The 22,255-nt window shown below is 66.3% G+C and carries 21 protein-coding genes; 13 read left to right on the forward strand and 8 right to left on the reverse strand.

Features of this window, described 5'->3' with window-relative positions:
* Positions 1–44 precede the first annotated feature (44 nt).
* The 6 genes from ACQR1D_RS01065 (at position 45) to ACQR1D_RS01090 (ending at position 5,281) form a co-directional block, all read left to right on the forward strand.
* Positions 45–950 carry a dienelactone hydrolase family protein gene (locus ACQR1D_RS01065; protein ID WP_316180190.1) on the forward strand — a complete coding sequence of 302 codons (906 nt, stop codon included), beginning with the start codon at positions 45–47 and terminating at the stop codon, positions 948–950.
* 9 nt (positions 951–959) lie between these two features.
* Positions 960–1,427 (forward strand): DUF2269 family protein, encoded by a 468-nt coding sequence (locus tag ACQR1D_RS01070; protein WP_316180188.1) that lies wholly within the window; start codon positions 960–962, stop codon positions 1,425–1,427.
* A gap of 10 nt (positions 1,428–1,437) precedes the next feature.
* A complete protein-coding gene (locus tag ACQR1D_RS01075) occupies positions 1,438–2,766 on the forward strand; it encodes an SDR family oxidoreductase (protein WP_434838770.1) in 1,329 nt (442 codons plus the stop codon).
* Positions 2,766–3,176: a thiol-disulfide oxidoreductase DCC family protein gene (locus tag ACQR1D_RS01080; RefSeq protein WP_434893689.1), complete on the forward strand. Its 411-nt coding sequence runs from the start codon at positions 2,766–2,768 to the stop codon at positions 3,174–3,176. The genes ACQR1D_RS01075 and ACQR1D_RS01080 overlap by 1 nt, the downstream gene beginning before the upstream one ends.
* 133 nt (positions 3,177–3,309) lie before the next feature.
* Positions 3,310–4,371, forward strand: coding sequence for a YeiH family protein (locus ACQR1D_RS01085; RefSeq protein ID WP_434838768.1), 1,062 nt, complete (start codon positions 3,310–3,312; stop codon positions 4,369–4,371).
* Between the two features lie 7 nt (positions 4,372–4,378).
* Complete coding sequence (locus tag ACQR1D_RS01090) at positions 4,379–5,281, forward strand: LysR family transcriptional regulator (protein ID WP_315800827.1); 903 nt, start codon at positions 4,379–4,381, stop codon at positions 5,279–5,281.
* A gap of 142 nt (positions 5,282–5,423) precedes the next feature.
* On the opposite strand, the gene ACQR1D_RS01095 is transcribed toward ACQR1D_RS01090, so the two are convergent.
* From ACQR1D_RS01095 to ACQR1D_RS01105, 3 genes are all read right to left on the reverse strand, one after another.
* Complete coding sequence (locus ACQR1D_RS01095) at positions 5,424–6,668, reverse strand: flavin monoamine oxidase family protein (RefSeq protein ID WP_434838767.1); 1,245 nt, start codon at positions 6,666–6,668, stop codon at positions 5,424–5,426.
* A 166-nt stretch (positions 6,669–6,834) separates the two neighbouring features.
* Entirely contained in the window at positions 6,835–8,661 is a 1,827-nt protein-coding gene (gene typA, locus ACQR1D_RS01100) for a translational GTPase TypA (protein ID WP_315800830.1), read from the reverse strand.
* 360 nt (positions 8,662–9,021) lie between these two features.
* Entirely contained in the window at positions 9,022–9,783 is a 762-nt protein-coding gene (locus tag ACQR1D_RS01105; protein ID WP_316238584.1) for a Crp/Fnr family transcriptional regulator, read from the reverse strand.
* A 168-nt stretch (positions 9,784–9,951) separates the two neighbouring features.
* On the opposite strand from ACQR1D_RS01105, the gene ACQR1D_RS01110 reads away from it, so the two are divergent.
* Positions 9,952–10,326: a response regulator gene (locus ACQR1D_RS01110; protein WP_315800832.1), complete on the forward strand. Its 375-nt coding sequence runs from the start codon at positions 9,952–9,954 to the stop codon at positions 10,324–10,326.
* A gap of 45 nt (positions 10,327–10,371) precedes the next feature.
* Here ACQR1D_RS01110 and ACQR1D_RS01115 read toward each other — a convergent pair whose 3' ends face one another.
* Both ACQR1D_RS01115 and ACQR1D_RS01120 read right to left on the reverse strand, forming a co-directional pair.
* The gene (locus ACQR1D_RS01115) at positions 10,372–11,943 is read right to left on the reverse strand and encodes an alkaline phosphatase D family protein (RefSeq protein WP_434893688.1); all 1,572 of its coding nucleotides are present in this window, start codon (positions 11,941–11,943) and stop codon (positions 10,372–10,374) included.
* Between the two features lie 139 nt (positions 11,944–12,082).
* Positions 12,083–13,429, reverse strand: a complete 1,347-nt coding sequence (locus tag ACQR1D_RS01120; RefSeq protein ID WP_434893687.1) for a TAXI family TRAP transporter solute-binding subunit — start codon at positions 13,427–13,429, stop codon at positions 12,083–12,085.
* A gap of 349 nt (positions 13,430–13,778) precedes the next feature.
* Here ACQR1D_RS01120 and ACQR1D_RS01125 point away from each other — a divergent pair, with 349 nt between their 5' ends.
* Both ACQR1D_RS01125 and ACQR1D_RS01130 read left to right on the forward strand, forming a co-directional pair.
* The gene (locus tag ACQR1D_RS01125; protein ID WP_315800835.1) at positions 13,779–14,081 is read left to right on the forward strand and encodes a 4a-hydroxytetrahydrobiopterin dehydratase; all 303 of its coding nucleotides are present in this window, start codon (positions 13,779–13,781) and stop codon (positions 14,079–14,081) included.
* 105 nt (positions 14,082–14,186) lie between these two features.
* Positions 14,187–14,600 carry a YkvA family protein gene (locus ACQR1D_RS01130; RefSeq protein WP_315800836.1) on the forward strand — a complete coding sequence of 138 codons (414 nt, stop codon included), beginning with the start codon at positions 14,187–14,189 and terminating at the stop codon, positions 14,598–14,600.
* A gap of 120 nt (positions 14,601–14,720) precedes the next feature.
* Here the strand turns inward: ACQR1D_RS01130 and ACQR1D_RS01135 are convergent, their stop codons facing one another.
* From ACQR1D_RS01135 to ACQR1D_RS01145, 3 genes are all read right to left on the reverse strand, one after another.
* Positions 14,721–15,896: a TAXI family TRAP transporter solute-binding subunit gene (locus tag ACQR1D_RS01135; RefSeq protein ID WP_315800837.1), complete on the reverse strand. Its 1,176-nt coding sequence runs from the start codon at positions 15,894–15,896 to the stop codon at positions 14,721–14,723.
* A gap of 148 nt (positions 15,897–16,044) precedes the next feature.
* Entirely contained in the window at positions 16,045–17,055 is a 1,011-nt protein-coding gene (locus ACQR1D_RS01140; protein ID WP_315800838.1) for a hypothetical protein, read from the reverse strand.
* Positions 17,056–17,583: 528 nt separating this feature from the next.
* On the reverse strand, positions 17,584–18,558 hold the full coding sequence (locus ACQR1D_RS01145) for an NADPH:quinone oxidoreductase family protein (RefSeq protein ID WP_434893686.1): 975 nt from the start codon (positions 18,556–18,558) through the stop codon (positions 17,584–17,586).
* A 262-nt stretch (positions 18,559–18,820) separates the two neighbouring features.
* On the opposite strand from ACQR1D_RS01145, the gene ACQR1D_RS01150 reads away from it, so the two are divergent.
* From ACQR1D_RS01150 to ACQR1D_RS01165, 4 genes are all read left to right on the forward strand, one after another.
* Positions 18,821–19,432, forward strand: coding sequence for an invasion associated locus B family protein (locus ACQR1D_RS01150; protein WP_434893685.1), 612 nt, complete (start codon positions 18,821–18,823; stop codon positions 19,430–19,432).
* 115 nt (positions 19,433–19,547) lie between these two features.
* Complete coding sequence (gene rlmN / locus ACQR1D_RS01155; protein ID WP_434893684.1) at positions 19,548–20,759, forward strand: 23S rRNA (adenine(2503)-C(2))-methyltransferase RlmN; 1,212 nt, start codon at positions 19,548–19,550, stop codon at positions 20,757–20,759.
* A gap of 168 nt (positions 20,760–20,927) precedes the next feature.
* Positions 20,928–21,413, forward strand: a complete 486-nt coding sequence (locus ACQR1D_RS01160) for a hypothetical protein (protein WP_315800842.1) — start codon at positions 20,928–20,930, stop codon at positions 21,411–21,413.
* Positions 21,414–21,459: 46 nt separating this feature from the next.
* Positions 21,460–22,239: a phosphatase PAP2 family protein gene (locus ACQR1D_RS01165; RefSeq protein ID WP_434893683.1), complete on the forward strand. Its 780-nt coding sequence runs from the start codon at positions 21,460–21,462 to the stop codon at positions 22,237–22,239.
* Positions 22,240–22,255: the final 16 nt, after the last annotated feature.

Raw genomic sequence — 22,255 nt, forward strand, 5'->3', positions numbered from 1 at the left:
CTCGGCTAGTGTGGCGCGGGCTCAACATCTTCCCGTTCGGCTGAATGGTGCTGCTTCGCTGCGTCTCATGGTTGCTCGCGCTGGTCGTCCTGTCAGTAGCAGCCGGCGCAACGGCACAGCCGTTCGGTCCCGCGTCGCCCGAAACCGAGCCGGCGCGCCGGCAGCAATGGCTGATTCCGTCGATCGAGCCAGAAATTCCCGCGCATGCGATCCTCTATCGGCCTGCTGGCGATGGACCGTTTCCGCTGGCGGTGATCGCGCATGCCTCGACGCAGAATCCGCTGTGGCGGGCACAGCTGCCGCAGCCCACCTACACGGCGCTGGCGCGTCTCCTGGTCGGCCGGGGCTATGCCGTGCTGGTCCCGGAGCGGCTCGGGCACGGCCGCACCGGCGGTCCCTATGTCGAAGACCAGGGCGGCTGCGCCGACGCGGACTACGAGAAGGCAGGACGCGCGACGGCGGCGCAGATTTCGCGCGCGCTCGCCTACATGCGCGAGCAGCCGTTCGCGGCGAAGGGCGGCGCCGTCGTCATCGGCCATTCGGCCGGCGGCTGGGGCGCACTGGCACTCGCCGATCAGCCGCCGCAGATCGTCTCGGCAATCATCGTGTTCGCACCCGGCCGTGGCGGCCATGCCGACGACGTGCCAGGGCGCGTCTGTGCAGAGGCGCGCCTGCTCGATACGGCCCGCGTGTTCGGACTCGGCGCGCGTGCTCCGGTCACGTGGCTGGTCGCGACCAATGACAGCTACTTTCCACCAGCGCTTTCGCGTCGGCTCGCGGAGGCCTTCAATTCGGCCGGAGGCCGGGCGGGCTTCAAGCTGTTGCCAGCTTCCGGCGCGGAGGGGCATTGGATGATCGAGCACGACGACGGCGTGGCACTGGCGGCGAATTTGTTGTTGAAGGCGCTGACAACGACTCGTCGGTCGACGCATCCGATGCCGCCGAACTAGCAGGACACGATGACGCTGTATTTCCTGGTCAAATATCTCCACGTGCTCGGCGCCATCGTCATTCTCGGCACCGGCACGGGGATCGCATTCTTCATGCTGATGGCGCATCTCAGCGGCGAGGCCGCGTTCATCGCGCGCACCGCCGGCGTCGTGGTGATCGCCGACATGCTGTTCACGCTGTCGGCCGTGCTGCTGCAGCCGATCACCGGCGGCACGCTTATGTGGCTGTCGTCGACGGCCGTCACCGACGGCTGGCTGCTCACCTCGCTCGCGCTCTACGCCGTTGCCGGCCTGTTCTGGGTGCCGGTGATCTTCATGCAGATCGAGCTGCGCGACCTGGCGCGCCTCGCGGACATCGGCGCCGAGAAGCTGCCGCCGCGCTATTTCATCGTCTTCCGCCGCTGGTTCCTGTGTGGCATCCCCGGTTTCGGCGCGGTCATGGCCATCCTGTGGCTGATGATCGCAAAGCCGTTCTGAGGACAGGCGCATGATCCGTTCGGTCAACTCCCGCATCCTCGTGCTCGGCGCCTCCGGCCTGATCGGACGCTTCATCACCGACGATCTGCGCCAGCGTGGCTGTACGACGGTCGGTGTCGCGCGCGCGTTCTCGCCCTCGCAACGCGCGTCGCCGTTCGACATCGAGCTGCCGATCATGGCGCTCGATGCGCCGGCCTTGGCGAGCCTGATCCGCGCTCACGAGAGCGACGTCGTCGTCAATTGCCTCGGCGTGCTGCAGGATGGTCCGGGGAGCGATACCGCTGCCGTGCATCGCGACTTCGTCGCGCGCCTGCTCGCGGCGATCACGGCGTGCGGCCGTCGCGTGCGCTTCATCCACATCTCGATCCCCGGCATGGCCGACCAGGATCACACCGCCTTCGCCACCACCAAGCGCGAGGCGGAGCGGCTGATTGCATCCTCAGGCATTGCCCACGCCATCCTGCGCCCGGGCTTCGTGATCGCACCGTCGGCCTATGGCGGCAGCGCGATGGTGCGCGCGCTGGCAGCGCTGCCGGTCGACCTGCCGGCGAAGGATGCGGCGACGCCGTTCCAGCCGGTGGCGGTCGCGGACATCGCCACGACCATCGCCTGGCTCGCGACGCAGCCGACCGATGACGAGGCGACGCGCGCGGTGAGCTGGGACCTGATGCAGCCCGAGGCGGTGACGCTCGGCGACGTCGTCGGCGCGTTTCGGCGTAGTTTGGGCACAATGGATTGGCCGCGCGTTGCCGTGCCCACGACCCTGATCAATCTCGGCGCCTTCGCCGGTGACCTCTGCAGCAGGCTCGGCTGGATGCCGCCGATGCGCACCACCGCGATCGCCGAGCTTCGCCGCGGGGTGCAAGGCGATCCCGCACCGTGGATCGCGGCAACCGGCATCACACCCGCGACGCTGGACCGCGCCGTCGGCGCGCATGGCGCCACCATTCAGGACAAATGGTTCGCGCGGCTCTTCCTGATCAAGGCGCTGATCATCGCGAGCCTCGTGCTGTTCTGGGTCGCATCGGGGTCGATTGCGCTGTTCATCTCGTTTCCCGCGACCACGGCGATCCTAACCACGCGCGGCTGGCCCGACTGGTTCGCCGTTCCGTTCGCGGCGATCACCAGCATGATGGACATCTCGGTCGGCGTGTTGATCGCGTTCCGCAAAACGGCGACTTTCGGCCTCGCTACCGGCATCTTCGTCTCGCTCGGCTACATGGCGGGCTGCGCGGTGCTGACGCCTGATCTCTGGCTCGAACCGCTCGGCGCATTGGTGAAGACGGGACCGGCGATCGTGCTGATGCTGGTCGCGCTGCTCATGATGGACAATCGCTGATGACCAACTGGCCCGACGACGACGTGATTCTCTACGACGGCGTCTGTGTGTTCTGCTCCCGCTGGGTGCAGTTCGTGATCGCGCGCGACACCGCCAAGCGCTTCCGCTTCACGCCGATCCAGTCGCCTTACGGCACCCGGCTGGCGCAGGCCTTCGGCATCGATCCCCGGGATCCCGACACCAACGCCGTCGTGCATGGCGGCACGGCGCATCTGAAATCCGATGCTGCGCTGACCGTCTTGTCGAACCTGCCGGGCTGGGGCTGGACGCGCGCGCTACTCGCCATTCCGAAGCCGCTGCGCGATGCGGTCTACAGCGTGGTCGCGCGCAACCGCTACCACATCTTCGGTAAATATCAATCCTGCTTCGTGCCGGATGCCGAGCTGCGCAATCGAGTGCTGGAGTCGTGATCGGGTCGGCGGAGAGATGCGGCAGCGAGCCAATTAATCGATTGAAACGAATGATACATACAATATAATCTGTTGGATCGATTGATAACAGCATGAAATTCTTCTCCCCAGACTTGGTTTGGGAGAGATTTCCATGACTGCCCCTTCGCATGATCTGATCGCCGATGCGCCCATTGCCGTTCATCATCGACCTGCGCACGCGCCGGCGGCATCGGCGCTGCTGCCCGGGCTCGCGCTGTCAGCCGCGCTCGCGGCCGGCGCCTTCGGGCTGCGGCTGCTGCCGGGCCTCGGCCTGTTCAGCCCGATGATCCTGGCGATCGTGGCAGGGATGGCGCTGCACAACGTGGTCGGCACCCCGGCGCGCGCCAAGCCCGGCGTCGCCTTCTCGATGCGCCGCGTCCTGCGGCTGGCGATCATCCTGCTCGGCCTGCAGCTGACGGCGGCCCAGATCGTCGAGGTCGGCGCGCGTGGTCTCGCCGTGATCGCGCTGAGCCTCACCGGCACCTTCCTGTTCACGGTGTGGATGGGACGGCTGCTCGGCGTCAACCGCAAGCTGGCGGAGCTGATCGCCGCGGGGACCTCGATCTGCGGCGCGTCCGCCGTGATCGCGACCAACACGGTCACGCGCGCCCATGACGAGGACGTCGCCTATGCGGTGGCCTGCGTCACGGTGTTCGGCTCGATCGCGATGTTCATCTATCCGCTGCTTCCGGCGCTGCTGCATCTCGACGCGCACGCCTTCGGCCTGTGGAGTGGCGCCTCCATTCACGAGATCGCCCAGGTGGTCGCGGCCGCGTTTCAGCAGGGCCAGCAGGCCGGCGAGTTCGGCACCATCGCCAAGCTGGCCCGCGTGATGCTGCTGGCGCCGGTCGTGCTCACGCTCGGCCTGCTGGCAACGCGGCGTGTGCGCCATGGCGGCGAGACCCGGGGCAATGCGCAGCCGCCACTGCCCTGGTTCGTGTTCGGCTTCATCGCGCTGGTCGGCCTCAACAGCGTGATCAGCATTCCCGCCGAGATGAAGACGGTGATCGTGACGACGACCACATTCCTGCTGTCGATGGCGCTGGCCGCGATGGGACTGGAAACCGATTTCGCCAAGCTCAAGGCAAAGGGCCTGCGGCCGCTGGCGCTGGGCCTGCTCGCCTTCCTGTTCATCGCAGGCTTCAGCCTGGCCCTGGTGAAGCTGACCACGTAGGACGCATGTGACGCTCGAACAGCTCAGGATTTTCGTTGCGGTCGCGAACCGCGAGCACGTCACCCAGGCGGCCCGCGACCTCAATCTGACCCAGTCGGCGACATCGGCGGCCGTGGCCGCGCTCGAAGCCCGCTACGAGACCAAGCTGTTCGATCGTGTCGGACGCCGCATCGTGCTCACGGCGACCGGGAAGGCGTTTCTCGTCGAAGCAAAGGCGGTGCTGGCGCGCGCGGCCGCAGCCGAGACCGTGCTGAACGATCTCGCCGGCCTGAAGCGGGGGCAGCTGGCGCTGGCCGCGAGCCAGACCATCGCCGGCTATTGGCTGCCGGCCTTCATTCACCGTTTCAAGACGGCGCATCCCGCCATCAAGCTGCAACTGTCGATCGGCAATACGGAGCAGGTGGCGGACCGGGTGCGCGAAGGCTCCGCCGATCTCGGCTTCGTCGAGGGCGACGTCGACGATCCCGCGCTCGCGGCCCAGCCGGTCGCCGAGGACGAGATGGTGCTGGTCGGGCCGATCGATCATCCGTTGTGCCGCGGCGCGTCTGTCACAACCAGAGACCTGAAGACGGCACGCTGGGTGCTGCGCGAGCAGGGCTCCGGCACGCGCGCCGTGCTCGAATCAGCGCTCGGCGGGTTCGGGATCGCGCCAGCCGAGCTCGACGTGGCGTTCGATCTGCCGTCCAACGAAGCCGTGCGCGGCGCCGTCGAGGCCGGCGCCGGCGTCACGGTGCTGTCGCGCCTCGTCGTGATGCGCGCGGTCAAGGCGGGCCTGCTTGCTGTCGCCAATATCGAACTGCCCAAGCGCCGCTTCTACAGCCTGCGCCACAAGGAGCACCATCAGACCCAGGCTGCGCGGGAGTTCCTGCGAATCGCAGGGGAGACCGCGGCTGTCGACACTCATCGGTGACGGCTGAACCGCGAAAATCACAGAGAGAATCGAATCTGGATCAACGAATTCCGTCATCGCGAGCGCAGCGAAGCGATCCAGAACTGCGACCACCTGCGTGACCCTGGATTGCTTCGCTGCGCTCGCAATGACGAAGGAAGGACTAGGGCTTACGTAACGATGCCAACGCTTCCCGCGCCGCCCGCTCGCCCGAGTCTCGCGCGCCATGGGCGGTGGAGAAGAAGTCCGATGGCGTCGCTTCCCCAGCGAAGAACAGGCGGTCATCGACCGGCGCGGCGAGCACCGCGCGCTTGTCGGCATGGCCCGGCAGCGCATGCGAATAGGCGCCGCGCGCGAACGGGTCGGCACCCCAGCGCGACTCGGCGAGCGGCTTGAGACTTTTGCGGATGTCGCCGCCGAGCAGCGCGACGACGTCATCGATCGCCTGGGCCGCGAGCGCGCCCTCGCCGGCCGCTTCGATGTCGCGGGCGAAGCTGCCGCCGTAGAAGCCTTCGATGCAAGGCTGGCCGAACGGGCGCAGCTGGAAGCTGCCGACCCGCGCGGTGCTGCTGCGGCCGCGCATCCCGGAATCTTTTGGCAGGTGCTCCCAGCCGTCGAGCGCCAGCGTCACCTTGTTGTCGAGGCCGAGCGGCAGACCAGCGGCGGCTTCGACCTTGGCCGGCAATGCGGGCGTAAAGCGGATCGCCTCGTCCGCGATGAGATTGGTCGGCACGGTGACGATCACCTTGTCGGCGGTCAGCGTGCCCTGTGATGTCGTCAGACGGATAGGCTTGTCGCTGTGATCGATCCGCGTGACGTCGCAGTTCAGCGCGATTGGCAGGCCGGCACCGTAGGCGGCAACCAGCGCGCCATAGCCGCGGCGGATCCGCCAGTTCAGCTCGGTGTCCTCATAGGCCTCGAAGTCGAGCAGCGACATCTGCTCGAGCTCGCAGCCGTTGAGATAGGTGCAGATCGCATCGATCATGCCGTTCCAGCGATTGCCGGGCTCGAGGCAGATGCTCGCAGGCGCATCGCGGCCGCTCTTGGCAGCATCTGCCGTGCGGGTGAAGAACGACTCCAGCGCGCCAAGGAAATCCTCGCGCACAGGCTGCGGGAATGCCGCGTCATAGGCCTGGTCGCGCCACGGCGGACGTGACTTGTCGATGGCGAAAGCGAGCTTCTCGGCGATGGCGACGAACGAATTGCGATCGGCCGAATGCAGCCAGCCGCAGCCGAGATCGAAGGTCACCTCGGGCGAGGCCATGATGGTGTGGGCTCGCCCGCCGATGCGGTCGCGCGCCTCCAGCACGATGAAGGAGACGCCCGCGTTCTTCAGTGCGTGCGCGGCGCCGAGGCCGGCCGCGCCGGCCCCGATGATGGCGATGTCGGTGGAGAGTGGAAAGGACATTGGCTCATCCAACTCCGTCGTCATGCCCGGGCTTGACCCGCCTGCGCGGCCGAAGCCGCTTCGGCGCGGCGAAGGCCCGGGCATCCACGCCGTCGCTTCCACGGCGCCAGACCGTGGATGGCCGGGTCAAGCCCGGCCATGACGAAGGAAAGAGCAAAGGCTGGCCTTACGCCACCGCTTCCTTCTGCTTCTCCGCGCGCTTGCGCTCGTTCGGGTCGAGGTGCTTCTTGCGCAGGCGGATCGACTTCGGCGTGATCTCCACCAACTCGTCGTCCTCGATATAGGCCAGCGCCTTTTCCAGCGTCATCCGGATCGGCGGAGTCAGACGGACGGCCTCATCCTTCGAGGTGGTGCGGATGTTGGTGAGCTGCTTGCCCTTGAGGACGTTGATCTCGAGATCGTTGTCACGGGTGTGCTCGCCGACGATCATGCCCTTGTAGACCTTCCAGCCCGGCTCGATCATCATCGGGCCGCGGTCCTCCAGCTTGAACATCGCGTAGGCCACGGCCTCGCCCTGGTCGTTCGAGATCAGGACGCCGTTGCGGCGGCCCTGGATCGCGCCCTTGTACGGCAGGTAGTTGTGGAACAGGCGGTTCATGATCGCCGTGCCCTTGGTGTCGGTCATCAGCTCGCCCTGATAGCCGATCAGGCCGCGGGTCGGCGCGTAGAACACCAGCCGCAGACGGTTGCCGCCGGACGGCCGCATCTCGATCAGCTCGGCCTTGCGCTCGCTCATCTTCTGCACGACGACGCCGGAATGCTCCTCGTCGACGTCGATCACGACTTCCTCGATGGGCTCCAGGGTCTGGCCGGTGGCCGGGTCCTTCTCGAACACGACGCGCGGACGGGACACGGAGAGCTCGAAGCCTTCGCGGCGCATGGTCTCGATCAGGATCGCGAGTTGCAATTCGCCGCGGCCGGACACTTCCATCGCGTCCTTGTCCTGCGATTCCACCACACGCAGCGCGACATTGCCCTCGGCCTCGCGCAGCAGGCGGTCGCGGATCAGGCGGCTGGTGACCTTGTCGCCTTCGGTGCCGGCGAGCGGCGAATTGTTGACGATGAACGACATCGACACGGTCGGCGGATCGATCGGCTGCGCCTGCAGCGGGCTCTCGACGACCGGATCGCAGAACGTATCGGCCACGGTGCCCTTGGTGAGGCCCGCGATGGCGACGATGTCGCCGGCTTCGGCGAAGTCCACCGGCTGGCGCTCGAGACCCCGGAACGCCAGGATCTTGGTGATGCGGCCGGTCTCGATCAGCTTGCCTTCACGCGACAGCACCTTGACCGCCTGGTTCGGCTTCACGGTGCCGGAGGCGATGCGGCCGGTGATGATGCGGCCGAGATAGGGGTTGGCCTCGAGAATGGTGCCGAGCAGCCGGAACGGGCCCTCTTCGACCACCGGCGGCGCCACATGCTTGATGACGAGATCGAACAGCGGCTGCATGCCGTCCTCGTGCGAGGCATCGGGCGAGGTGCCCATCCAGCCGTTCTTGCCCGACCCGTACAGGATCGGAAAATCGAGCTGCTCATCGGTGGCATCGAGGGCGGCGAACAGGTCGAACACCTCGTTGACGACTTCGGTGATGCGCGCGTCGGGCCGGTCGACCTTGTTGATGGCGACGATCGGCTTCAGGCCGAGCTTGAGCGCCTTGCCGACCACGAACTTGGTCTGCGGCATCGGGCCTTCGGCGGCATCGACCAGCACGATCACGCCGTCGACCATCGACAGGATGCGCTCGACCTCACCGCCGAAATCGGCGTGGCCGGGGGTGTCGACGATGTTGATCTGGGTATCCTTCCACTGCACCGAGGTGCACTTGGCCAGAATGGTGATGCCGCGCTCGCGTTCCAGATCGTTCGAATCCATCGCGCGCTCAACCTGACGCTGGTTTTCGCGATAGGTACCGGATTGCTGCAGCAGCTTGTCGACCAGGGTCGTCTTGCCGTGGTCAACGTGGGCGATGATAGCGATGTTACGGAGGTTCATGGTCGGTGTCTTCTAAGCTTTCTCAAGAGCCCGTGCTCTGTCCCCGGCGGGGCGCGCGCTTTATGATAGTCGAATCAAGCTGTTAGCTTTGCGACGCGCGCTCGCGAAACTCGTTCGGCGGCAGGGGCCGGCAGCCCCAAATAGGAAGCCCGGCCAATCGACCGGGCAGACCTCGCGCGTTGCGGCGCAATATAGGCAGAAAATGCCAAAAAACAATGACTGCTTTCAGGAGCGAGGAGCAGTTTCCGGGCGGCTGGCTAATGCCTCCGCCGCCACGCGCCTCCGGCCGCGCGGGAGAAAACGCTGACGGCCGACGCGGCCGCTGCGCCCATGCGCGGAAAGTCAATGGCGCCTGCGGGCTCAGCCCGCCTCGGCCTGCTCGGTCGGATAGACACCGCGCAGGACCTCCTCGAAATGGGTCTTCACGGCCTCGTTGCACAGGCAGGAACGGCGCTTCAGCGCGTCGAAGTCCCGCACCATGAAGGCGCCGCGGCGGGTTTCGAGAATGCCCTCGGCCCTGAAGGTCTGGACAACCCGGCTGACGTAGCTGCGGCCGACGCCCAGCAGCGTCGCCAGCTGCTCATGCGTCAGTGGCACGATCGGCTCGCCATCGGTGCGGTCCATCGCGGCCACGATCCACTTCGCCGTGCGCTGCTCGATCGAATGGATCGCGTTGCAGGCGGTCGACTGGAACATCTGCGCCAGCATGCAATCGGCGTAGCGCGCGAACACGTGGCGCAGCGTCTTGGATTGCAGCTTGGCGGCCGCCAGGCGGGACAGCGGCAGCCGGGCGAACGGGCCGCCGAACTTGACGACGATCCGCGTATAGGCCGGCAGGAAGCCCTCGCTGACGATGCCGCCGACGGCACCCTCGCGGCCGACCAGGATGGTCTCGACGTCGCGACCGTCCTCATTGGGAACGAGATAGGACGTCAGCGCCGGCCCGCAGGGAAAATGCACGATCTGCACGTCGTCGCCCGGACTGTAGAGCAGCTCGTTCGGCGTTGCCGTGTCCTCGACCAGATTCGGCGAGATCAGCGCGTAGTCGGCCGGACTGAGCCGCCGCAGCAGGTTGTTGTAGGGCCGTTCCCGGCTCAACGTGGTCACACCCTGGCTCAGCATCGTCATCCCCCGTGCGCAACGCATGTGCGTGATCCGTGCTCCTTGTGTTCACAAGTGCACCGACAGAGGAACTCTGATATGCTGCCTTGGTTCCAGGAACCCGCCAGCGCGCTCGAGAGGAGGCGCCGGCCGCGGGGTCCGTCCCTCCTCCTGGAACCCGCAGATCCCATGACCAGCTCGCAATCAGGCGTGCCCGAGTTCTATCAGCATGTGCTGGTCGTCGAAGACGACCCCATCATTGCGCTCGGATTGGAAGACACGATCACCGACCTCGGCGTTCCCGACATCAGGATCGCAGCCGACGTCGCCACCGCGCTCGCCATGATCGCCGAGCGCGTCCCGCAATTCGCACTCCTCGATGTCGGCCTGGTCCGCGAGAAGAGCTTTGCGATTGCCGAGCGGCTGGCGGCGCTCGGCATTCCCTTCGCATTCTCGACCGGTTATGGCGCCGACCGCGTGCCGGCCGCATTCGCCGACCGGCCGCGGCTGCCGAAGCCGTGCCCGACCGAGGCGCTGGAGGCCGTGCTGCGGCGACGCGATTAGTTGCCGTCGCAGCACGCGATCGTGTTGCCGCCGAGCAACAAGACCTCAGCCGAGCTTCGGATCGAGCGTGGTCGACCACAGCGCGACGTCGGCGCGATCTCGCAGGGTCACGGTCATCTGGCCCGTTGCGCCTTCGATCTTGACGTGGCCGAAGAACTGCATCCCGGCCGATGGCGGCAGGTTCTGCTTGTCGAGGCCGGGCGCCTTGATGAAGCGCACCTCGGGGCCGAAGGTGTTGTCGAGTTCGTTCGGACCGAACGTGCCGGCATGCAACGGACCGGAGACGAACTCCCAGAACGGCTCGAAGTCCTGGAACTGCGCCTTGTTCGGATCGTAATAATGCGCGGCCGCGTAGTGCACGTCCGCCGTCAGCCACACCGTGTTCTGGATCGGCGCCGTCTTGATGAAGCGCAGGATCTCGGCAATCTCGAGCTCGCGGCCGCGCGCCGGGCCGTCACCCTGGGCGATGGCTTCCGAGCCCTTCTTGTTGGCCGCGTCGTCATAGACGATGATGCTGAGCGGCATGTCGGAGGCGATCACCTTCCAGGTCGCGCGCGAATTGAGCAGCGCCTGCTTCAGCCAGCGCATCTGCTCCGGCCCGATGAAGTAGGACGCCGGGCCATATTTGTCCTCGAGATTGGGACCGTTGGCGCCGCGGTAGCTGCGCTCGTCGAGCACGAACACGTCGAGATGCGGACCGTAGTTGATGGTGCGATAGACGCGGCCCGGCTCGATGATGCTCTCGCGCATCGGATACATCTCGTGGAAGGCGCGCGCCGCGCGGGCCGCGAGCAGCTGGATGTTGCGCTCCTTGTAGCTCGCCGGCAGCTCCTTGGAAGCCGACCAGTTGTTGGTGACCTCATGATCGTCCCACTGCACGAAGATCGGCACCTCGGCATTGAAGGCGCGAACGTTCTCGTCGAGGAAATTGTATTTGTGGGCGGCTCGGAATTCGTCGAGCGTCTCGGCGACCTTGGCCTTCTCTTCCACGGTGAGGTTCTTCCACACCTTGTTGTCCGGCAGCTTTACCTCGGACTTGATCGGGCCGTCGGCATAGATGGTGTCGCCGGAATGCAGGAAGAAATCCGGGCGGTGCTTCTTCATCGTCGCAAAGGTGAACATGCCGCCATCATCGGGATTGATGCCCCAGCCCTGCCCCGCCACATCCCCGCCCCAGACGAACGAGACGTCGCGCTTGTTGCCGGGCGCGGTGCGGAAGCGGCCGGCCACGGCCTCGCTTTCGACCGCGGTATGCGACAGGTCGCGGAACTTGACGCGGTAGAAGATGTCCTGGCCGCTCGGCAGGCCTTCGATCAGCATCTTGGCCGTGAAGTCGCTCTCCGGAAGCGCGGCGATCGCTGGCAGCGCCCGCGCGTCCTTGAACGATTCGGTGGTCGCCACCTCGACCAGCATCTGCGACGGCCGGTCGGCGCGCGCCCAGACCACGCCGCCATCCATGCCGACGTCGCCGGACTGCACGCCATGCGTGATCTGCGGCCGGTCGGCGGCGCGGCTCAGATAGGGCATCGCCAGCGTAGAGACGCCGGCGGCGGCGGCCGTCGACAGGAAGCGGCGGCGGGACAGGGCTGTGTGCGGTCGAGGAATGCGAAGCGTCATGCGGATCTCCTGGTCGGATCGCGCGCGGGAGCAGGCGCGAGCCACGGCCCGGCAGACCTAGGAAAGATTGATGACGCTGGAATTACAATCGCGCCCCGGCCGGCGCGTGACACGGCCGCAGCGCAAGCGTGATCCGACCTCAGGTCCCGGCGGCCCGCAACTGCGCGCCGGTTCGCTGCAGATTGGCGGGCATGCTCATCAGGATGAGCTTGCGATCGGCGACCGCGTTGTGGAACTGCTCGAGCGCGATGTTGAATGCGGTCAACGCCGCGTGCTCGATAGCACCGTCCTCGAAGCAGGTCAGCGTGTTGCGCAGGATCTCGTCGGCCTCGCTCTGCAGCAGGTCGAGCTCCTCCGTCGAATCGCTCTTGCGCGCGATGGTGATCATTTCGAGCAGGCGATCGCGCAGCGAGCTGTTGATGGTGCGTTCGTCGCGCTTGAGATAGCCGGCGAACCAGGCGCCGGCCGAGCCCATCGCCGACAGCGCCATCAGGCTCCACCAGATGTAGTCGCTGTAGCGGTCGAGGAAGGTCTTCTCCTCGCCGTCGACGAACGCCGCCGCGCCGGGATGAGCGGGGATCGCCGCGTCCTTGTCGGTGTCCGGCGTCTCGATCTTGGCGGCAAGCGGAAATTCCGACAGCAATTGTTGGCGCACCGAGAACAGCTGATGCGTAAACGTCGAGACCGTCGATTCGGCGAGGCCCTTGCGTGCCACGATGTGGTGATTGAAGCTGATCGTCTTCACTTCATCTTCGGGGCGATCGGGCGCCCCGCCGAACGCGCCGGCCGGAATCTCGGTAGCCTCGTATTCAGGATGGTTCTGTGCGATGGCGGCGGCGGAATCGATGGCCAGGAAGGTCGGAGGCCCGCCTTCCTTGGTGGCGGCGGCGATCGCATCCGTCGTGATCTTGCTGTTGATGGGACCGGCCGCCAGATAGACATCCGCCCTCTGGCTTCGGACCGCTTCGGCGGCCTCGGTTATCGGGAACTGGACGATCTCGACCTTGCTGGCGTCGACGCCATACTGGCGCAGGATGACCTTCAGCAGGTTCGCGTTCGCCGGCGTCCGGCCGATGATGCCGACCTTGTGGCCCGCGAGCTGCGAGATCTTCGTGATCTTGGCGCCGCCTTTGCGGTTCTTGCCCTTGCCGGACGAGGGCACCCAGAGGACGACGACGTTCTTGCGCAGCGTCGCCACCGCCTGTGCGTTCTTTGGGACCTCCAGGTCACCCCGCACGATGGCAAGATCCACCTTGGTGGCGGCCAGCGCCTGCGCGCTCTCGGCGGCGCCCTCGGTCGGAACCGGCCGCAGCCTGACGGAGGCGTGCGACTGGGAAAAGGCCTGGGTCAGGGCCTGGACGACCTTCAGGTCGTCGCTGTTGGGCGGACCGACCGCGATCTTGAGCACCACGGGACGCATCGCAAAATAGTAGGCACCCGTCAAAGCGCCGACGACCGCGAGGATCCCGGCGATGACGATGAACACGGCAGGGCGCATCCGTGAGCGCTGCGCTGGCGTGGTCTGAGTATCGACCAGATCCCGTCCTCCGGTGGTCCCAGGCCCGGGCGATGCCACAGGCGGCTTCGTCTGGCCACGTCGTCCTTCGATAGAGCTGAACTGTAGCAAATTTCTTGTCCGCCCGGGGTGACATCTGCGTCATGGTTACCATCGCACCAGCCACCGGGGGATCGGGACAGGTCCGAGCCCCTCCGGCAACGGCCTGTGACAAGGCTCTGATCGGGCGGACCCCGGCGCGATCCGGCTGGAGGTAGACCCCGCAATCGCCCGGATGTTGCCACGTGTCCGGTCGATTGCACCACGAGAGGAGATCGAGATGCCGCAACGATTGTCGGCGGAGGCACGCGCCACTGCCTTGCGGGAGCTTCCCGGCTGGTCCGAGGCGGTGGGCCGTGAGGCCATCGCCCGCACGTTCACATTCACAGACTTCAACGAAGCCTTCGGCTTCATGACCCGCGTCGCCCTGGTCGCCGAAAAGGCTGACCATCATCCCGAGTGGCGCAACGTCTACCGCACCGTCGAGGTGGTCCTCACGACCCATGACGCCGGCGGCGTGACCCTGCGCGACATCGAGCTCGCCAAGGCGATGAACGCGATCGCCGCGACGATGCGCGGCTGAGGCCTTGGCGACGACGGCACGCGCCTTGCGGCCGGCGTCGCCATCACCACATCCGAGGGCGAGGACCGCGCCCCCGGCGCCGTCTGGAACCGGAGATCGGACATCATGTCGGATGCGACCGACTACAGCGTTGGCTTCGAGCCCGCGGAGCGGCTGGCCCGGGATCGCGAGACCCTTCGCCGTCGTTTCTGGATCAAGTTCAAGAAGGTTGTCGCGCGGTTGCCATTCGCCGAGGAGCTGCTTGCGGCGTATTACTGCGCCTTCGACAAGGAGACACCCCGGCACGTACAGGTCGCCCTGCTCGGCGCCATCGCCTACTTCGTCGTGCCGTTCGACTTCATGCCTGACGTGCTGCCCATCCTCGGCTTCACCGACGACGCGGCGGTGCTCGCCACCGCCATCCGCATGGTCGCCTCGAACATCACGCCCGACCATCATGCCGCCGCCCGCGCCGTACTCGCGCGGCTGGCGGCAGACAAGAACGCTGACGTCGCGAAGGACGGCGAGACGATCGGCTGACGACGGCTCCGGCCGGGCAAGCCGGGCGCCCGCAGTCAGCGCCTCGGAAGGGCGCAAAAGCAAAAAGCCCCGCATCCGCGGGGCTTTTCTCTTGATGGGACGTCGTCGAACGCTCCGAGCTCAGCGCTGGCCGCGCGCCTGGGCGCGGGCGCTGCCGGTCTTCTCGGCCTCCCAGGCCTGGTACTGCTTGAACAGCGCCTCGCGGTCGGCCTGGCTGGGCATCGCCCTGCCGGCGCTGCTCTGCTTCAGGAAGTCGTCGAAGCGGTCGCGTTGCGCGCCTTCCATGGCATGGCTCTCCAGCCATTTGCTGGCGGACGGCAGCCGCTGCCAGCCGGCGAGCGGGGCCGACAGCGAAACCTCCTTCCACTTCGGATGGAACGGCGGATTCTGGAATGCCGGGAATTTGGTGAAGAAGGCGTCGACGAAGGTTGCGAGCTTGCGATAGCGGTCGGTGTTCGGCGCCCAATTGTAGGCGGCGAGCACGGCCGGCACCGCGATCGTGTCGACCTTCTCGCCCTCGGCGATCAGGTTCGGGTAGTCCTTCGCCGTCAGGGTCGCGGGCAGATAGTCGGTCTGCAGCGGTCGATCGTAATCGACGTTGACGAGATGGAAGCGGCCGTCGTTCACGAAGGTCGAGACCGACTTGTAGGGCTTGCCGCCGACCACGATGACGGCATCGAGCTCGCCGCGCTTCAGCTTCTCCATCGCGATGCGCTGCTCGATGTAGGCGAAGTTGGCGCGCAGGCCAAGCCGCTCGAACACCGTCAGCGCCGTGACGAAGGTGCCGCCATTCGGCAGGTCGACGCTGACGCGGCGGCCCTCGAGGTCACGCAGGTTGCGCACCGCGCGCGGCGCGATCACCTGCATCTCTTCATTGTAGAGCTTGGTGACGTAGGTGAACTGCCGCTTGATGTCCTTGGCGAAACCCTTGCGCTCGAGATAGTCGAGCGTATCGGCGCGGACGATGCCGAGATCGACGCCCTGCAGGAACAGAATGTCGGCCACGCTCTGCACCGAGCCGCGGCCGACGATCGGCAGGACGCGCAGATTGTTGCCGTCGTCGAGCAGCGAGGCCAGGTCGGCGCCGAACTGCACATAGGTGCCGCCGATCGTGCCGGTGATGAGCGTCACCGTGTTGGCGTTCAGCGCCTGCTTGGTCTGCACCGAGCCGAACTGGAAGATCGCCTTGAGGCTGTCGCTCACCTTGGCCGGGTCGAACTCGCCTTCCTCGGCGTGGGCAGCAAAACCGCACGCTATCATCATTGCGGCTAGGGCCGCTCCAACAAGACGTCGCATCTGTCCCCCTTGATGTAAGGCTGGCACATGGTTGCGAGCCGGACGCGGGCAGCGCCAAGTCTCGGCTGGCGTCGCCCCTGAACGGACCCGAAAATCATGCGTGAAACAAAAAAATGAAACGGGGCGGCATCGCTGCCGTCACGAGCGTTCAGTTCTGCAGCTGATCGAGCCTGCGCTGCGCCTCTGACGAGCCGAGTTGGGCGGCGCGGCGGTACCAGTTGCGAGCCGCAGCCGGATCGGCATTGATATTGCGGATGTCCTTCGTTCCCAGCACGTGGGGATCGTAGGTCTGCGCCAGCATCAGCGCCGCGGCCGGTTCTTGCGCCTCGGCGGCGCGCTCCAGCAGCAGTCGCGCCGGCGGGATGTCACCCGCGGCCAGCAGACTCTTGGCGCGTTTCATGATGCCCGCGAGTTCGTCGGGATCGAGCCGGCGGACCTGCGCGGGCGGCGGAGCGGCGGTCACGGCGCCGAGGCCGGGTGCGACGATTGCCGATCCCGCGCCAGGCGAATTGATCGAGGACGGCTCCATCGCGCTCGGGGCCGGCGCGGCCGGTGCCGTGGCGAAGCTCGGCGGTGCTGCAACCGGCGCAGGCTGCGTCACGCTGCGATTCTGCAGCGCTGTCTGGTAGGCGTTGGCGATGTCGTCACGCGTCGGGGCGACGGCTGCCGTCTGCACCGGCGCCGCAGCGGCAGCCGGCGGCTCGGGCGGCAGTCGCGCCGGCTCGTTCAGCTGCATGTCGCGCGCGGTGAGCTGCGTGTTGGTGGCCTGCGGCGGGGCCGTCGGATCCGGCGTGGCGCCGATGATGGAAGCCTTGGCACTGGCGATCAGGTCGCGCGTCGCATCCGAGGTGACAAGCGCGAAGAGCACCGCGACGCCGGCCGCAGCCACCACGGCGAGAAGGATCCGGGACGAGATCGAGACGCGGCGGGTCCGCGCCGGCCACTGGTCCTCGAAATGCGTGCTGTCGATCTGATTGCCGCTCTCATACTCAGAGAGGAACATCGGCATCGATTCGTCGTTTGGATAATTGTCCTGGGTCGACCGGCCGAAACGATAGTTCGGTGGGCGCTCCTGAGGGAGTTCGTCGGGGAAAGGCCTGAAGTCAGGCTCCGAAGGAGTTCTGTTGTTGAAACGTCCGCGCGTCGTCCGCTCAGCCATGGCCTTCATCCCCATCTCAACTTCACGCAACATACTTTTGGTCCCAAGCCCGTCAGAAGCTCGAGACACGTCACGATTGCCAGAGGCACCCCACTGCCGACAACTAATTGACTAATTGAATCCGACTAAAAGTGGACGAGAGCCGGCATGATTCTGGAAATATTTTGATCTGATTGTGGCGACGCACGTGCGACATCGCACGGCACCAAATCCAGAAACGTCGAGATAACAACGGCAAAGCCCTACAATTAACTATGCCATAATGTGGCGAGGTTGCGTTAACCAAGAAATGCTCGTTTTCGGATTTTCTGCTTCCGGTTGCGAATCCGTGACGCCGGCGCGGCAGCCCGCCGAACAAATTTGCGACCGCCGCGCATCGCGCGGATGTCACAGCGACCTCGGGCCGGCTCGGCTCGAGCCTTGCGCCCGCAGAACAGACAGGGCTCTGCCCGGTTTGGTTGCGCGGATCAGGGCGAGGCCACCCCGGGGGAATACAGCAACCCCGGGGGCCTTCATTGCGCGACGTCCTCAGGGGTGCAGGATCACCTTGCCCATCGCCTGGCGGCCGGCCAGCACCTTCAAGGCATCGGCGGTCTGCGCCAGCGGGAAGGTGCGGTCGACATGCGACGACAGCTTGCCCTCCGCGGTCCACCGCACCAGCTTTTCGAGGTTCGCGCGGTTCTTGGCGGGGTTGAGTCGGGTCCAGGCGCCCCAGAACACGCCGCGGATATCACAGCCCTTCAGCAGCGCGAGGTTCAGCGGCATCTTCGGGATGTCGCCGGCGGCGAAGCCGATCACCAGGAACCGGCCTTCCCAAGCGATCGAGCGCAGCGCGGCCTCGGCGTAGGTGCCACCGACGGGATCGAAGATGATGTCGGCGCCCTTGCCGTCGGTGAGCCGCCGCAGCCCCTCCTTGAGATCCTCCTTGGCGTAGTTCAACGTCAGCGTCGCGCCGTGCTGCCTGGCGAATTCGAGCTTCTCGTCCGAAGAGGCACAGGCGATGACCTTCAGCCCCATCAGCTTGCCCAGCTCGCAAGCGGCAAGGCCGGTGCCGCCGGCGGCACCAAGCACGGCCAGCGTCTCGCCCGGCTTCGGACTGGCACGATCCTCCAGCGCATGCAGCGCGGTGCCGTAGATGATGATGATGCCGGCGGCGCGATCGAAATCGAGATTGTCCGGAATCTTGACGATCGACGCGGCCGGCAGCGCGATCTTTTCGCGCGCGCCGTTGTGGCCGCAGGAGGCGACGACACGGTCGCCGACCTTCAGGTCGGTGACGCCATCGCCAACGCTCTCGATGACACCTGCGACCTCTGCGCCCGGCGAGAACGGGAACGGCGGCTTGATCTGGTACTTACCCTGGATCATCAGGATGTCGAAGAAGTTCAGCGCCGCCGCCTTGATCGCAATCACGGCCTCGCCGGGACCGGCCACCGGATCTGGCACCTCGGTGAGGACGAGATCGTCGGGCTGACAGAATTGCGAGCAGAGAATGGCTTTCATGGGCGCTCCTTGGTCGTTGCCGCCGGATCGAGGTCCGGCTTTGGGAACGTCATGCCGGATTTGCCGCCGCGCCACAATCATCATCGGGCCGCGGCATGGGCGCGGCGCCGGCCCGAGGACGCGAAGCGCCGGACAATCCGGCTCTGCGGCCTTTGCAAGCGGTGCATTTAGCCGCTATCCATCGCGACCACGGTCAGCGATTCCGGGCCATTTTCCAGTCACAATATTGGTGGAACGAAGTCGCGGGGGAACTCAACGTATCATGTTGTTCGGGCGATTGTTGACAACGCTGGTCGGCGGCGTGCTGCTGTTCGGAGCTCCGAGCCTCGTCGTGGCACAGAGCGCCGCGCCAAAGGCCGCAGCTCCGCATCCGAAGGCCGCACCGAAATCGGAATCGAAGCCGGCCGTTCCCAGCATCGGCGGCGCGGAACCGACGCTGATCGGACAGTTCGGCGGCTGGGGCGCCTACACCGCGATGCCCGGCGGCAAGAAGGTCTGCTTCGCGCTGGCCAAGCCGACAACCTCCAAGACCAATCCGCCCAACCGTCCGCGCGATCCCGCCTATGCCTTCGTGTCGACCCGGCCCTCCGAGAAGGTCTTCAACGAGGTTTCGATCATGATCGGCTATGCGCTGAAGCCCGGATCCGACGCCGCGGTGGAGGTCGGCGGTGCCTCCTATGCCATGTATACCCAGGGTGACGGGCTCTGGATCAAGAACGCCGCCGAGGAAGAGCGGATGGTCGAGTCCATGCGCAAGGCGCCCGAGGCGGTGGTCAAGGGCGTTTCGGCCAAGGGCACGGAGACCACCGACGTGTTCTCGCTGAAGGGGCTCGCCCAGGCGCTCGACCGCATCGCGCAGGATTGCCGCCGGTAGACGGCGGCCGCCGGTACCGCTCGTCAGGCGGGTCGCATTTGCCGGCCGGATCGTTATATAAACCCGCTGAACGCCTTCGGCCGCCGCGGCCGGGCAGCACTTTGGGCTCCTCGACATGGCAACGACTGCCGGGCTGCGCGACTTATCTGCGCCCCTCGAAAAGACTCCGCTCGAAACCTACGTCCCGCCGGCGAAGCCCTCGCTGATCGGCCTGTCGCGCGCGGAGCTGGCCGCGAGACTGGGCGAGGTCGGAGTACCCGAGCGCCAGCAGAAGATGCGGGTGCAGCAGTTGTGGCACTGGATCTATTTCCGCGGCGCCAGCTCGTTCGACGAGATGACGTCGGTGTCGAAGGACACACGCACCGCGCTGGCCGAGCATTTCACCGTCGACCGTCCCGAGGTCGTGGCCGAGCAGATCTCCAACGACGGTACCCGCAAATGGCTGCTGCGGCTGCCGAGCGGCGACAATCTGCAGAAGGCGCACGAGGTCGAGTGCGTCTACATCCCCGAGACCGACCGCGGCACGCTCTGCGTCTCGTCGCAGGTCGGCTGCACGCTGAACTGTTCGTTCTGCCACACCGGCACGCAGCGGCTGGTCCGCAACCTGACGGCCGGCGAGATCGTCGGCCAGGTGATGGTGGCGCGCGACCGGTTGAACGACTGGGCCGACCGCGAGACCCCGCTCGGCAACCGGCTCATCACCAACATCGTCATGATGGGGATGGGCGAGCCGCTGTACAATTTCGACGCGGTGCGCGACGCGCTGCTGATCGTCTCGGACAACGAGGGCATCGGCATCTCCCGCCGCCGGATCACGCTGTCGACGTCCGGCGTCGTGCCGAACATCAAGCGCGCCGGCGAGGAGATCGGCGTCATGCTGGCGATCTCGCTGCACGCCGTGCGCGACGAGCTGCGCAACGAACTGGTGCCGCTCAATCGCAAATATCCGATTGCCGAGCTGCTGCAGGCCTGCCGCGACTACCCCGGCGCCTCCAACGCGCGCCGCATCACCTTCGAATATGTGATGCTCAAGGGCGTCAACGATTCGCTCGATGACGCCCGGCTGCTGGTGAAGCTGCTGAAAGGAATCCCGGCCAAGATCAACCTGATTCCGTTCAATCCCTGGCCCGGCTCGGCATATGAATGCTCGGATTGGGAGCAGATCGAGAAGTTCTCCGAATACGTCTTCAACGCCGGCTATTCGTCCCCGGTGCGCACGCCGCGCGGCCGCGACATCCTCGCCGCCTGCGGCCAGTTGAAGTCGGAGACGGAGAAGTTGTCCGCACGGGAGCGTCAGGCGCTGCGCGCGATGGCGATGACGGATTGATTCTTCTAATCCTCGGCGACTTCAAGCAACTCGTCATGCCCGGGCTTGACCCGGCCATCCATCCGCCAGCATGACGCGATCTTGATCGAGTGATGGATGGCCGGGTCAAGCCCGGCCATGACGAGCGAAGAAAACGGAGCCTTGCTTGTCTAACGCGGGTCTAGAGCCATGGCGCTGATCGGCCGTCTCGTCGTGATCGCGTTCGCCTTTCTCGCCGCGTGCTTCCTGGCCGGGCTGATCGTCGTGACCGCGATCCTGTTCCCGGAGTTCTCCGATCTCGGCAACGGCCCGATCGACCAGGGCGCGTTCGAGGTCATCATCGGCTTCGGCTTCATCTTCGTGTCGGGGTTCGCGCTGATCCCGGCGCTGCTGATCGCGCTGATCACCGAGGCGTTCTCGATCCGCAGCGTGCTCGCCTATGCGATCGGCGGCGGCGTGGTCGGCGCCGCCTGCTATCTTGGCCTGGTCCCGTTCGATCCCGAGACCTTCCGGTTCGAGGGCATCGTGCGCCGCCATCTCGAGATCCTGACCGGCGCCGGCATCGTCGGAGGGCTGGCCTATTGGCTGATCGCCGGTCGCAACGCCGGCCGCTGGCGCGAGCCGTCGCCGCCTCTGCCGCCGCCCCCTCCGCTTCCGTCGGGGTCGCCGCGGTGAGCGCGCGGCCTTTCCATCGCCACCCGCTTTCGCTAAACCGCGCGCCATGAACCGCACTGGACTCTTCATCGCATTGTCGCTCGCGCTCGTCATCGGCGTGCTGTTCGGCGTCTATCCCGAGCTCGACCTCAAGCTCGCCGCGCTGTTCTACGATTCCCACACGCGCAGCTTCCCCGTGAAGCTCGACGGCTATGCCGCGTTCGCGCGCGATGCCGCGATGTGGGTTGCCTGGGGCATCGCGCTGCCGTCCATCGTTGCGCTGGTGGTGAAGCTCATCCGTCCCGACCGGCCGCTGCTGGTGAAGGGCCGCGCCATGGCGTTCCTGCTGCTGACCTTGTCGCTTTCGGCCGGCGTGCTCACCAACTTCACCTTCAAATCCTATTGGGGCCGTCCGCGCCCGGTTGTCGTGACCGAGTTCGGCGGCGACATGCAGTTCGTGCCGTGGTGGGATCCGCGCGGCGGCTGCGGCCGCAACTGCTCGTTCTTCTCCGGCGAGGGCGCCACCGCATTCTGGACGCTGGCGCCGGCCGCGCTGACGCCGCCCGCGATCCGGCCCGTCGCCTACGGCGCCGCCGTCCTGTTCGGCATCGCCACCTCGGTGTTGCGGATGGCGTTCGGCGGACATTTCTTCACCGACATCGCCGCCGCCGGCCTCGTCACCTTCGTCGTGATCTGGCTGCTGCACGGCTACATTTACCGCTGGCCGTCCACCCGCCTGACCGACGCCGGGATCGACGCCGCCCTGACCCGTTTTGCCTGGCCGGGCTACCGCCTGATGCGACGGATATTCGGCCGCCGCCAGCCAGACACCAGCCCCGCGGCCTGAGCGCAGCGAGAAGCCG

The organism is Bradyrhizobium sp. HKCCYLRH2047 (assembly GCF_051168175.1).
Lineage (GTDB): Bacteria > Pseudomonadota > Alphaproteobacteria > Rhizobiales > Xanthobacteraceae > Bradyrhizobium.